Below are 12124 nucleotides of genomic sequence, written 5' to 3'. Positions count from 1 at the left end.
CCCGCAGGCCCGCGCCCCACGGCCCGGGCACGGCCCCCGGTCGGCCGCACGCGGCCGCCGGCCAAGGGAGGGAACGCCCCATGCCGAACAGGAAGGCCCTCGTCCGCCGTCCGGGCCCGCGCCTCGCGGAGGGGCTGGTGACCCACGTCGGGCGCACGCCCGTCGACACCGGGCTCGCCGCGCGCCAGTGGGAGGGGTACGTGGCCGCGCTGCACGCGCACGGATGGGAGACGGTGGAGGTCGCGGCGGCGGACGACTGCCCGGACGCGGTCTTCGTCGAGGACGCGGTGGTCGTCTTCCGCGGCGTCGCGCTGCTCGCCCGGTCCGGTGCCGTGTCCCGGCGCCCGGAGACGGCCGGGGCGGAGGATGCGGTCACGGCGCTGGGTCTCCCGGTCGAACGGGTCCGCGAACCGGGCACGCTGGACGGCGGGGACGTGCTGAAGGTCGGGGACACCGTGTACGTGGGCCGTGGCGGGCGGACCGACGCCGAGGGCGTCCGCCAGTTGAGGTCCGCGTTCGAGCCGCTGGGCGCGCGGGTGGTCACCGTACCCGTCGGCAAGGTGCTGCACCTGAAGTCGGCGGTGACGGCGCTGCCCGACGGCACGGTCATCGGTTGTCCGCGGCTGGTTGACGACCCGTCGGTCTTCCGCCGCTTCCTGCCGGTGCCGGAGCAGTCGGGTGCGCATGTGGTGCTGCTCGGCGGTCGCCGGCTGCTGATGGCCGCGAGCGCGCCGCGCACCGCGGAACTCCTGACCGGCAGGGGATATGAGCCCGTTTCGGTGGACATCACAGAGTTCGAGAAGCTTGAAGGGTGTGTGACCTGCCTGTCCGTTCGCCTGCGGAACCTGTACGCCTGACGGCGGGTTGCCTTTTCAGCACCACCTAACCTACGGTTTCGTAACTTACGATTCCGTAAGCACTCTCCGCGAACAGCCAGGAGCCCAGCGTGACCATTGCCCCGTCCCAGAGTGCCGGTTCGGAAGCATGGAGTGACACCAGGCTGCTGTACGCCTTGGAAGAGGTCGTCGAGACCGAGATCAACCGCCACATAAAGGCGGCCAAGGAGTGGATGCCCCACGAGTACGTCCCGTGGAGTCAGGGCCGTGACTTCGACGGCGTGATGGGCGGCGAGGCCTGGGCACCGGAGCAGTCCAAGGTGACCGAGATCGGCCGGATATCGCTGGTGGTCAACCTGCTCACCGAGGACAACCTCCCCAGCTACCACCACGAGATCGCCACCATGTTCGGCCGGGACGGCGCCTGGGGCACCTGGGTGCACCGCTGGACCGCGGAGGAGGGCCGGCACGCCATCGTGATGCGCGACTACCTGCTCACCACGCGGGCCGTCGACCCGGTGGAGCTGGAGCGGCTGCGCATGCACCACATGTCGGAGGGCTTCGAGTCCGACAACGCGCACAGCATGCTGCACTCGGTGGCCTACGTGGCCTTCCAGGAGCTGGCCACCCGCATCTCGCACCGAAACACCGGCCGCGAGTCGGGCGACCCGATGTGCGAGCGCATGCTGGCGCGCATCGCGACCGACGAGAACCTGCACATGGTCTTCTACCGCAACCTGCTGGGGGCGGCGCTGCAACTGGCGCCGGACCAGGCGATGCAGGCGATCCGCGACGTGGTCGTCGGTTTCCGGATGCCGGGGCACGGGATGCCCGGCTTCGAGCGCTCCGCGGCGCGGATCGCCATCGGCGGCATCTACAACCTCCGCATCCACCACGACGACGTGCTCCAGCCCGTGCTGCGGCACCTGAAGGTGCTGGAAACCCAGGGGCTCGGCCCCGAGGGCCTGAAGGCGCAGGAGGAACTGGGCTTCTTCATGGGCGAGCTGGACAGCCAGGCCCGCAAGTTCGAGGAGCGCAGGGACGCCCTGCTGGCCCGGCGGGCCGCCCGCGCCTGACGGACCCGTCCTACGCGGTGGGGTGCCTCCCCGGAGGCGCCCCACCGTCGCGGGCCGGCCGGCCCGCCCCCGTGGCGACCTCGCCCACCATCCAACCCAGGCGTTCGCCGTCGTGCTCGAACTCGTGCCGCCTGACCATGCCCATCCGCAGGTAGAAGCCCTCGGCGCGCGGATCGGCGCCCACCCCGAGCAGCCGCGCGTCCAGCGCGACCGCCCGCCCTGCCAAGTGCCCCCACAGCAGGCGCCCCACGCCGGTGCCGATGAACGGGCGGTCGACGAACAGCAGCCCGATCCCGAGATAGTCCTCGTGCTCGTTGAGCGCGTAGAAACCGACGGGCACACCGTCCCGCTCGGCGACGGTGACGTGCCGGGAGACGATGTCCGACGCCGTCAGCTTCGGCGTCACATCGGGGACGTCCGCCACGCGGCCGCCCACCCAGTGCGACTTCGACCGCAGGACCAGCGCGTCCAGCAGCGGCATCTCCTCCGGGCGGGCAGCACGGATCAGGACACCTTCCATGCCACGCGCGTGGCAGCGCACGAGCCGTGGCGTCACCGGATTTCCGTCCCGGCGACGCGGGCGGCGGGGCGGGTCGGTGACGAACCCTAGGCCGGCGCGGGGCCCAGCGCCCAGGCCGCGGCCGAGAGGGTCACCATCGACAGCAGTGTGGAGAGCATGACCGCGTCGCGGGCGAGGGCCGTGCTCAGGTCGTACTGGCGCGCGTAGATGAAGACGTTCTGGGCGCTCGGCAGCGCGGAGAGGACGACCACCGCGAAGAGCTGATGCGCCGGCAGGTGCAGGACGAGGCCGCCGACCGCGAACGCGGCCAGGGGCTGGACGAGGGTCTTGATGAGGACGGTGGCACCGACCTCCGCCCGGAAGGCCGCGCCGGTGGCGGGCGGGCGGCCGTGCAGCGACATTCCCAGGGTGAGCAACGCGGTCGGCACGCCCGCGCCGCCGAGCAGCCCGACCGAGTGACCGAGCGCGGCGGGAAGCCGCCAGCCCGCCGCGGAGAGGGCGCAGCCGAGAACCGCGCCCAGGATGACCGGGGTCCGCAGCGGCACCAGGAGCAGGCGGGCGGCACCGCCGTCCCGCCTCCGCCCGGCTCCGCCACCGGTGCCCGCGTCGAGGACGGTGAGGATGACCGGGGTGACCAGCAGCACCTGGAAGAGCAGCACCGGGGCGACGAACGACGCGTCGCCGAGGATCTGCACCGCGACCGGGATGCCGAGGTTGGCGGAGTTGACGTACCCGGCCGCCATGCCGCCGATGGCCTGGTCCGGCAGTCGCCGCCCGAAGACCCACCGGCTGACGCCGAACCCGAGCAGGCACGCCAGAGCCGTACCGGCCGCGAAGGCGATCATGGACGTGTTCACGAAGGCGTCCAGGGGCGTTCCGGCGATCGTGGTGAACAGGGCGGCCGGCATGGCGACGTTGAAGACGAAGCGCCCCAGCACGGACTCCGCATGCGGTCCCAGCAGTCCGGTCCGGCCGACCGCGTAACCCGCCGCACTGATGGCCCATATGGGGACGAATCCGGAAAGCAGCGGTGACAGGGCGTGCATGGGGCCTCGGGTTGTCCGGTGTGCCGTCGGGCGGGGACCCGGGATCGCCGGGCGGCCCCGTGCAGTCAATCAGGCGGCTTCCGGGCCGCCGCACCGGGGCCCCGGCGGAAAATCATGCAAGCACGCTTGATTGTTTCCGGCCTCGGTGCCAGCCTGTGACGCGCACGGCTTCGCTGACGCTGCGTCATTCAGGGGGACCCTTGTCCGACCCCACACCCGTACTGGACGATCTGCGGGACGAGAGCGAGGGCCTGGACGCCCTGGTCGCCGCGCTCCCCGAAGACGCCTGGGCGGCGCCGACGCCCGCCCCGGGCTGGACGATCGCCCACCAGATCGCCCATCTGGCCTGGACCGACCGGCAGTCCGTGCTGGCGGTCACGGACCCGGAGCGCTTCGGCTCCGTGGTGGAGAAGGCCGCCGCCGCGATCGACACCTTCGTCGACGACGGCGCCGAGGAGGGCGCGGCTCTCCCGCCCGCCGAACTCCTCGCGCGCTGGCGCTCGGGGCGGGCGGAACTGCAGGCCGCCCTGCGGGCGCAGCCGTCCGGGACGCGCTTCCCCTGGTTCGGGCCGCCGATGAGCGCCGCGTCCATGGCCTCGGCCCGGCTCATGGAGAGCTGGGCGCACGGCGAGGACGTCGCGGACGCGCTCGGCGTACGGCGTACGCCGACCACGCGGCTGCGGCACGTGGCGCGGATCGCCGTACGGGCCCGCGACTACGCGTACTTCGTCAACGGCCGGACCCCGCCCGCCGAGGAGTTCCGGGTCGAGCTGACCGCCCCCGACGGCACCCTGTGGGCGTTCGGCCCGCAGGACGCCGCGCAGCGGGTCACGGGCCCGGCGCTCGACCTGTGCCTGCTGGCGACCCGCCGCCGGCGCCGCCGCGACCTGGCCGTGCGCGCAGAGGGCGCGGACGCCGACCGCTGGCTGGACATCGCCCAGGCGTTCGCGGGGCCGCCGGGCGCGGGCCGCGAGCCGGGTGAGGGAGGAACGGCGTGAACACCGAGAACCGTACGACCATGCTGGAGCGCCTGGCCGAGCTGGAGGCCGAGCACGGCAAGGCGCTCGCGGGCGGCGGCCCCAAGTACGTGGACCGGCACCGTGCGCGGGGGAAGCTGACCGCGCGGGAGCGGGTGGAGCTGCTGCTGGACCAGGACAGCCCGTTCCTGGAGCTGTCGCCGCTCGCGGCCTGGGGCAGCGACTACCCGGTCGGCGCGTCGCTGGTGACCGGCATCGGCGTGATCGAGGGCACCGAGTGCGTGATCACCGCCAACGACCCGACGGTGCGCGGCGGGGCGAGCAACCCGTGGACGCTGAAGAAGGCCCTGCGGGCCAACGAGATCGCGCTGACCAACCGCCTCCCGCTGGTCAACCTCGTGGAGTCGGGCGGCGCGGACCTGCCCAGCCAGAAGGAGATCTTCATCCCGGGCGGCGCGCTCTTCCGCGACCTGACCCGGCTGTCGGCGGCCGGCATCCCCACCGTCGCCGTCGTGTTCGGGAACTCGACGGCCGGCGGCGCGTACGTCCCCGGGATGTCCGACCACGTGATCATGGTCAAGGAGCGCTCCAAGGTGTTCCTCGGCGGCCCGCCGCTGGTGAAGATGGCCACCGGCGAGGAGAGCGACGACGAGTCGCTGGGCGGGGCCGACATGCACGCCCGCGTCTCCGGGCTCGCGGACTACTTCGCGCTGGACGAGCCCGACGCGCTGCGCACCGCCCGCCGCGTGGTGGCCCGGCTCAACTGGCGCAAGCAGGGCCCCGCCCCGGCCGCCGGCTACGACCCGCCGCGGTACGACGAGGACGAGCTGCTGGACATCGTCCCCGCGGACCTGAAGACCCCCTTCGACCCGCGGGACGTCATCGCGCGGGTCGTGGACGGCTCCGAGTTCGACGAGTTCAAGCCGCTGTACGGGCCGAGCCTGGCGACCGGCTGGGCACGGGTGCACGGCTATCCCGTCGGGATCCTGGCCAACGCGCAGGGCGTGCTGTTCAGCGCCGAGTCGCAGAAGGCGGCGCAGTTCATCCAGCTCGCCAACCAGCGGGACATCCCGCTGCTGTTCCTGCACAACACCACCGGCTACATGGTGGGCCGCGAGTACGAGCAGGGCGGCATCATCAAGCACGGCGCCATGATGATCAACGCGGTGTCCAACTCGCGGGTGCCGCACATCTCGGTCCTCATGGGCGCGAGTTACGGCGCGGGGCACTACGGCATGTGCGGCCGGGCGTACGACCCGCGCTTCCTGTTCGCCTGGCCCGGCGCCAAGTCGGCCGTCATGGGCCCGGCGCAGCTCGCGGGCGTGCTGACGATCGTGGCGCGGCAGTCGGCGGCCGCCCGGGGCCTGCCCTTCGACGAGGAGGCCGCCGCCGGGCTGCGGGCGATGGTGGAGCAGCAGATCGAGTCCGAGTCCCTGCCGATGTTCCTGTCGGGGCGGCTGTACGACGACGGGGTGATCGACCCGCGCGACACCCGCACGGTGCTCGGCGTCTGCCTGTCGGCGGTCCACAGCGCACCGGTCGAGGGCGCCCGCGGCGGCTTCGGCGTCTTCCGGATGTGAGGAGCACCTGACCGTGATCGCATCAGTGCTGGTGGCCAACCGCGGCGAGATCGCCCGCCGTGTCTTCCGCACCTGCCGCGACCTGGGCATCGCCACGGTCGCCGTCCACTCGGACGCGGACGCCGCCGCCCCGCACGTACGGGAGGCGGACGCCGCGGTGCGGCTGCCGGGGGACGCGCCCGCCGACACCTATCTGCGCGGCGACCTGATCGTGAAGGCGGCCCTCGCGGCCGGAGCGGACGCCGTGCACCCCGGCTACGGATTCCTGTCGGAGAACGCCGACTTCGCCCGGTCCGTCATCGCGGCGGGCCTGACCTGGATCGGGCCCGCGCCCGAGGCCATCGAGGCGATGGGCTCCAAGACCAGGGCCAAGCGGCTGATGGCCGAGGCCGGCGTCCCGGTGCTGGAGGCCGGGCCGGACGATCTGCCCGTACTGGTCAAGGCGGCGGCGGGCGGCGGCGGGCGCGGCATGCGCGTCGTCCGGGAGGCCGCCGCCCTGGAGCAGGAGATGGCCGCCGCCCGCGCGGAGGCGCTGTCCGCCTTCGGCGACGGCGAGGTCTTCGTGGAGCCGTACGTCGAGGACGGGCGGCACATCGAGGTGCAGGTCCTGGCGGACACCCACGGCACCGTGTGGACGCTGGGCGAGCGCGACTGCTCGGTGCAGCGGCGCCACCAGAAGGTGATCGAGGAGACCCCGGCGCCCGGCGTCACCGACGAGCTGCGCCGGACGCTGCGCACGGCGGCCGAGGCGGCGGCGCGCGCCATCGGCTACGTCGGCGCGGGGACGGTGGAGTTCCTCGTCTCGCCGGACGGCCGGCCGTACTTCCTGGAGATGAACACCCGCCTCCAGGTGGAGCACCCGGTCACCGAGTGCGTCTTCGGCGTGGACCTCGTCGCGCTGCAACTGGAGGTCGCCGAGGGCGAAAGGCTCCCCGCCGCTCCCCCGCTCCCCTCCGGGCACGCGGTCGAGGCCCGGCTGTACGCGGAGGACCCGGCCCGCGACTGGCAGCCGCAGACCGGCGTCCTGCACCGCTTCCGTCTGCCGCGGGCGCCGGGGCTGCGGGTGGACGCGGGCTTCGGCGACGGCGACCGGATCGGCGTGCACTACGACGCGATGCTCGCCAAGGTCGTCGCCCACGCCGCCACGCGTGCCCAGGCGCTGCGGATGCTCGCGGGAGCCCTCGAGCGGGCCCGGGTGCACGGCCTGGTGACCAACCGCGACCTGCTCGTACGGGTGCTGCGCGACGCGGACTTCGCCGCGGGGCGGCTGTCCACGGCATTCCTGGACCGCCTCGGCCCGGCGCCCGCCGGGGACGAGGGCGCGGCGCGGCTGGCGGCCCTGGCCGCCGCGCTCGCCGACGCCTCAGGGCGCCATCCCCTGGGCGGCTGGCGCAACGTGCCGTCGGCGCCGCAGTGCAAGACCTACCGCGCCGAGCCGGGCGGCGCGGAGTACGAGGTGCGCTACCGGCTCGGCCGCGACGGCCTGACCGCCGAGGGACATCCGGACGTCCGTCTGCTGGAGCGGGCGCCGGAGCGGGTCGTGCTGGAGGTCGCCGGGGTGCGCCGCGCCTTCGAGATCGCGGTCTACGCGGACCAGGTGTGCGTCGACGGTCCGCTCGGCTCCCACCGCTTCACCGCGCTGCCGCGCTTCCCCGACCCGGTCGCGCAGCTCGCGCCGGGCTCGCTGCTGGCCCCGATGCCGGGGACGGTGGTGCGCGTGGCGGACGTCGCCGTCGGCGAAAAGGTGACGGCGGGGCAGCCGCTGCTGTGGCTGGAGGCCATGAAGATGGAGCACCTCGTCGCCGCCCCGGCGGACGGTGTGCTCACCGCGCTGCACGCCGAGGCCGGCCGCCAGGTCGACGTCGGCGCCGTACTCGCCGTCGTTCAGGAAGAGGACTCGCCATGAGCGGTACACCCGCTGTGAACGGACCGACCGGCACCTTCGACAACGTCCTGCTGGAGAGCGAGGAGCGGCGCGCGCTGCGCAGGGCCGTCTCCGACCTGGGGCGCCGCTACGGGCGTTCCTACTTCCTCGACGCCGTGCGCGAGGGACGGCACACCGACAAGCTGTGGCAGGAGGCCGGCGCTCTCGGCTACCTCGGCGTCAACCTGCCCGAGGAGCACGGCGGCGGGGGCGGCGGCCTCGCCGAACTCTCCATCGTGCTGGAGGAACTGGGCGCCGCGGGCTGCCCGTTGCTGCTGCTCATCGTCTCCCCGGCGATCTGCGGCACGGTCATCGCGCGCTTCGGGACCGAGGAGCAGAAGCGCCGTTGGCTGCCCGGGCTCTCGGACGGCTCACTCCGCATGGCGTTCGGCATCACCGAGCCGGACGCCGGTTCCAACTCGCACCGGCTGACCACCACGGCCCGCCGGGACGGGTCGGACTGGCTGCTCACGGGCCGCAAGGTCTTCGTCTCCGGCGTCGACATCGCCGACGCGACACTCATCGTGGGCCGCACCGAGGACGCGCGCACGGGCAAGCTGAAGCCGTGCCTGTTCATCGTGGAGCGCGAGACGCCCGGCTTCGAGTTCCGGCCGATCGACATGGAACTGTCCGCGCCGGAAAAGCAGTTTCACATCTTCATGGACGACGTACGGCTGCCCGCCGACGCCCTCGTCGGCGACGAGGACGCGGGGCTGCTGCAGTTGTTCGCGGGCCTCAACCCCGAGCGCGTCATGACGGCCGCCTTCTCGATCGGCATGGGCCGCTTCGCGCTCGGCGCCGCCGTGGCCTACGCGCGCACCCGGCAGGTGTGGAAGGCCCCCATCGGCTCGCACCAGGCCATCGCCCACCCGCTGGCGCAGGCCCACATCGAGCTGGAACTGGCCCGGCTGATGATGCAGAAGGCCGCGTTCCTGTACGACGCCGGGGACGACATGGCCGCCGGCGAGGCCGCCAACATGGCGAAGTACGCGGCGGCCGAGGCGGGCGCGAAGGCCGTCGACCAGGCCGTGCACACCCTCGGCGGGAACGGCCTGACGGCCGAGTACGGGCTGGCCTCCCTCCTGACGGCCTCGCGCGTGGGTCGCATCGCGCCGGTCAGCCGGGAGATGATTCTCAACTACGTCTCGCACCACACGCTGGGTCTGCCCAAGTCCTACTGAGCACTGAGCACATCCCGACGAGGAGGGGGGAACGGCCATGGCACAGCCGGCCGTGTTCCACAGCGAGTATCCCGCGGTTCCCGCCATCGACCTGCCCATCCACGAGGCCGTACTGGGGCACGCCGCCGAGTTCGGCGACCGGCCCGCGCTCGTCGACGGGGTGGAGGGCACGACGCTCACCTACGCGCAGCTCGACTCCTTCACCCGCCGTATCGCGGCGGCGCTGGCGGAGTCCGGACTGCGCAAGGGCGACGTCCTCGCCCTGCACAGCCCCAACACCATCGCCTACCCGCCGGTCTTCTACGGCGCCACCCGCGCCGGCGCGGCCGTCACCACGGTGCATCCGCTCGCCACCGCCGAGGAGTTCGCGCGGCAGCTGCGCGACAGCGGCGCCTCGTGGATCGTCACCGTCTCGCCCCTGCTGGAGACCGCCCGCAAGGCCGCCGAACAGGCGGGCGGCGTACGGGAGATCCTGGTCTGCGACAGTGCCGAGGGCCACCGTTCGGTGCTGGACCTGCTGGGCTCCACCGCGCCCGAGCCGGTGATCGCCTTCGACCCGGGTGAGGACGTGGCCGCGCTGCCGTATTCCTCGGGCACCACGGGTGTGCCCAAGGGTGTGATGCTGACCCACCGCAACATCGCCACCAACCTGGCCCAGCTCGACCCGGCGCTGTCGATGGGACCCGGGCACCGCATCCTGGCCGTGCTCCCGTTCTTCCACATCTACGGGCTCACCGCGCTCATGAACGCGCCGCTGCGCAAGGGCGCCACGGTCGTGGTGCTGCCGCGCTTCGACCTCGAGCAGTTCCTGAAGGCGGTGGCGACCCACCGGGTGCAGGGGCTGTTCGTGGCCCCTCCGATCGTGCTGGCGCTCGCCAAGCACCCGGCGGTCGCCGCGCACGACCTCAGCTCGCTGGAGTACGTGCTGTGCTCGGCGGCGCCGCTCGACGCCGAGCTTGCCCAGGCCTGCTCGAAACGGCTGGGGCTGCCGCCGATCCTTCAGGCGTACGGGATGACGGAACTCTCCCCCGGCACGCACGTGGTGCCTCTTGACGCGCGCGACGCGCCGCCCGGCGCGGTCGGCAAGCTGCTGCCCGGCACCGAGATGCGCATCGTCCCGCTCGACGAGGACGCGGCCGCCGAGGACGCCGGGGAGATCCTCATCCGCGGTCCGCAGGTCATGAAGGGCTATCTGGGACGGCCCGACGAGACCGCCGCCATGATCGACGAGGAGGGCTGGCTGCACACCGGCGACGTCGGCCGGGTGGACGCCGGCGGGTGGCTCCACGTCGTCGACCGGGTCAAGGAGCTGATCAAGTACAAGGGCTACCAGGTGCCGCCCGCCGAACTGGAGGCCGTGCTGCTCACCGACCCGCGGGTGGCCGACGCCGCGGTCATCGGCGTGCTGGACGGGGACGGCAACGAGATCCCCAAGGCGTACGTGGTGCCGCAGCAGGGGGTCTCCCTCACCGCGGACGACGTCATGGCGCACGTGGCCGTGCAGGTCGCCCCGTACAAGAAGGTGCGCCGGGTGGAGTTCACCGACGCGATACCGAGGGCCGCCAGCGGCAAGATCCTCAGGCGCGAACTGCGCGCCCGGGAAAGGGGAACCGGCTGATGACCGACGACGCCGCGGCACCTTGTGTGCGGAGCGCGTACGACCGGGGGGTCACCACGCTCACGCTGGACTCCCCGCACAACCGCAACGCGCTCTCCGCACGCATGGTCGACGAGCTGTCCGACGCGCTGGCGCACGCCGGCAAGGACCCGGCGACGCGGGCGGTGCTGCTCACGCACACCGGCGGCACCTTCTGCGCGGGCGCGGACCTGAAGGAGGCGACGTCGCCGGAGGGGCCGCGGCGGCTCGTGGCGCTGCTGCGGGCGATCGTGGAACTGCCCAAGCCGGTCGTGGCGCATGTGACGGGCCATGTGCGCGCGGGCGGCCTCGGGCTGCTGGCGGCCTGTGACGTCCCGGTGGCGGGGCCGGGGGCGAGCTTCGCCTTCACCGAGGCGCGGCTCGGCCTCGCCCCCGCCGTGATCTCGCTGACGGTGCTGCCGCGCATGGACGCCCGGGCCGCCGCCCGCCACTACCTGACGGGGGAGGTCTTCGACACCGCGGAGGCCGTCCGCACCGGCCTGGTAGCCGCCCCGGAGGAGGCGCTGGACGGCATCCTCGCGGGGCTGCGGGCGGGATCTCCGCAGGGGCTCGCCGAATCGAAGGCGCTGACGACGGCCGCCGTGCTGCGCGTCTTCGACCGGGACGCGACGGCGCTGGTCGAGCGGTCGGCCCGGCTGTTCGGCTCGCCCGAGGCGGCGCAGGGGATGCGGGCCTTCCTCGAACGGCGGTCCGCGCCATGGGCGCTGTGACCGCCACCGCCCGTACGCCCAAGCAGGACCGCAGCCGCGCCACGCGGCAGCGGCTGCTGGAGGCGGCCGTCGCCTGCCTGGCCGAGCGCGGCTGGGCGGGCAGCACGGTGGCGGTGGTCGCGGAGCGGGCGGGGGTGTCGCGGGGGGCGGCCCAGCACCACTTCCCCACCCGCGAGGACCTGTTCACCGGGGCGATCGAGTTCGTCGCCGAGCAGTGGCTGGTCGCCCTGCGGGAGCACGCGCACGCCCTCCCCCGCGAGGGGGTGCCGCGCACGCACGCCGTGGTCGGCATGGTCGTCGAGCTCTACACGGGGCCGATCTTCCGCGCGGCGCTGCACCTGTGGGTGGCGGCGGCGAACGAGGAGCAACTGCGTCCCCGGGTGACCGCCCTGGAGTCGCGCATCGGGCGGGAGGCGCACCGGCTCGCCGTGGAGATGCTCGACGCGGACGAGGCGGTGACCGGGGTCAGGGAGACCGTGCAGGCCACCCTCGACATGGCGCGGGGTCTGGGTCTGGCGAACCTGCTGAGCGACGACAGCGCACGCCGCGCGGGCATCGTCCGCGAGTGGTCGGCGGTCCTGGACGGGGTGCTGCGCCGCGGAATCTGAGTCGCCGCC

General features: G+C 73.4%; 11 protein-coding genes. 9 read left to right on the top strand and 2 right to left on the bottom strand.

Going from position 1 to position 12124, the window contains the following annotated elements:
- Positions 1–80 precede the first annotated feature (80 nt).
- Together ddaH and B085_RS0108290 are read left to right on the top strand one after the other, a co-directional pair.
- Positions 81–857: a dimethylargininase gene (gene ddaH / locus B085_RS0108295; protein WP_018558109.1), complete on the top strand. Its 777-nt coding sequence runs from the start codon at positions 81–83 to the stop codon at positions 855–857.
- Positions 858–946: 89 nt separating this feature from the next.
- A complete protein-coding gene (locus B085_RS0108290) occupies positions 947–1912 on the top strand; it encodes an acyl-ACP desaturase (RefSeq protein WP_026250799.1) in 966 nt (321 codons plus the stop codon).
- Positions 1913–1922: 10 nt separating this feature from the next.
- Here B085_RS0108290 and B085_RS45515 read toward each other — a convergent pair whose 3' ends face one another.
- Both B085_RS45515 and B085_RS0108280 read right to left on the bottom strand, forming a co-directional pair.
- The gene (locus tag B085_RS45515; protein WP_018558107.1) at positions 1923–2432 is read right to left on the bottom strand and encodes a GNAT family N-acetyltransferase; all 510 of its coding nucleotides are present in this window, start codon (positions 2430–2432) and stop codon (positions 1923–1925) included.
- An 86-nt stretch (positions 2433–2518) separates the two neighbouring features.
- Positions 2519–3478: an AEC family transporter gene (locus B085_RS0108280; RefSeq protein WP_018558106.1), complete on the bottom strand. Its 960-nt coding sequence runs from the start codon at positions 3476–3478 to the stop codon at positions 2519–2521.
- Positions 3479–3678: 200 nt separating this feature from the next.
- Here B085_RS0108280 and B085_RS0108275 point away from each other — a divergent pair, with 200 nt between their 5' ends.
- Genes B085_RS0108275 through B085_RS0108245 form a run of 7 tightly spaced genes read left to right on the top strand, consistent with a single transcriptional unit; the run spans position 3679 to position 12115 of the window.
- A complete protein-coding gene (locus B085_RS0108275) occupies positions 3679–4476 on the top strand; it encodes a TIGR03084 family metal-binding protein (RefSeq protein ID WP_018558105.1) in 798 nt (265 codons plus the stop codon).
- Between the two features lie 20 nt (positions 4477–4496).
- Positions 4497–6035: an acyl-CoA carboxylase subunit beta gene (locus B085_RS0108270; protein ID WP_037731468.1), complete on the top strand. Its 1539-nt coding sequence runs from the start codon at positions 4497–4499 to the stop codon at positions 6033–6035.
- Between the two features lie 13 nt (positions 6036–6048).
- A complete protein-coding gene (locus tag B085_RS0108265) occupies positions 6049–7941 on the top strand; it encodes an acetyl/propionyl/methylcrotonyl-CoA carboxylase subunit alpha (RefSeq protein ID WP_026250798.1) in 1893 nt (630 codons plus the stop codon).
- The gene (locus B085_RS0108260; RefSeq protein ID WP_037731441.1) at positions 7938–9140 is read left to right on the top strand and encodes an acyl-CoA dehydrogenase family protein; all 1203 of its coding nucleotides are present in this window, start codon (positions 7938–7940) and stop codon (positions 9138–9140) included. Before B085_RS0108265 ends, B085_RS0108260 begins: the two co-directional genes overlap by 4 nt.
- Positions 9141–9177: 37 nt before the next feature.
- Complete coding sequence (locus B085_RS0108255) at positions 9178–10758, top strand: 4-coumarate--CoA ligase family protein (protein ID WP_018558101.1); 1581 nt, start codon at positions 9178–9180, stop codon at positions 10756–10758.
- A complete protein-coding gene (locus tag B085_RS0108250; protein WP_018558100.1) occupies positions 10758–11507 on the top strand; it encodes an enoyl-CoA hydratase family protein in 750 nt (249 codons plus the stop codon). The genes B085_RS0108255 and B085_RS0108250 overlap by 1 nt, the downstream gene beginning before the upstream one ends.
- Positions 11495–12115: a TetR/AcrR family transcriptional regulator gene (locus B085_RS0108245; RefSeq protein ID WP_018558099.1), complete on the top strand. Its 621-nt coding sequence runs from the start codon at positions 11495–11497 to the stop codon at positions 12113–12115. The genes B085_RS0108250 and B085_RS0108245 overlap by 13 nt, the downstream gene beginning before the upstream one ends.
- The last annotated feature ends 9 nt before the right edge of the window (positions 12116–12124 follow it).

Origin of the sequence: Streptomyces sp. BoleA5 (assembly GCF_000373665.1) — a bacterium.
In the GTDB taxonomy this organism is placed as follows: domain Bacteria; phylum Actinomycetota; class Actinomycetes; order Streptomycetales; family Streptomycetaceae; genus Actinacidiphila.
Note: the sequence above shows the minus strand (reverse complement) of the source record. Positions and strands in the feature narration are given on the sequence as shown.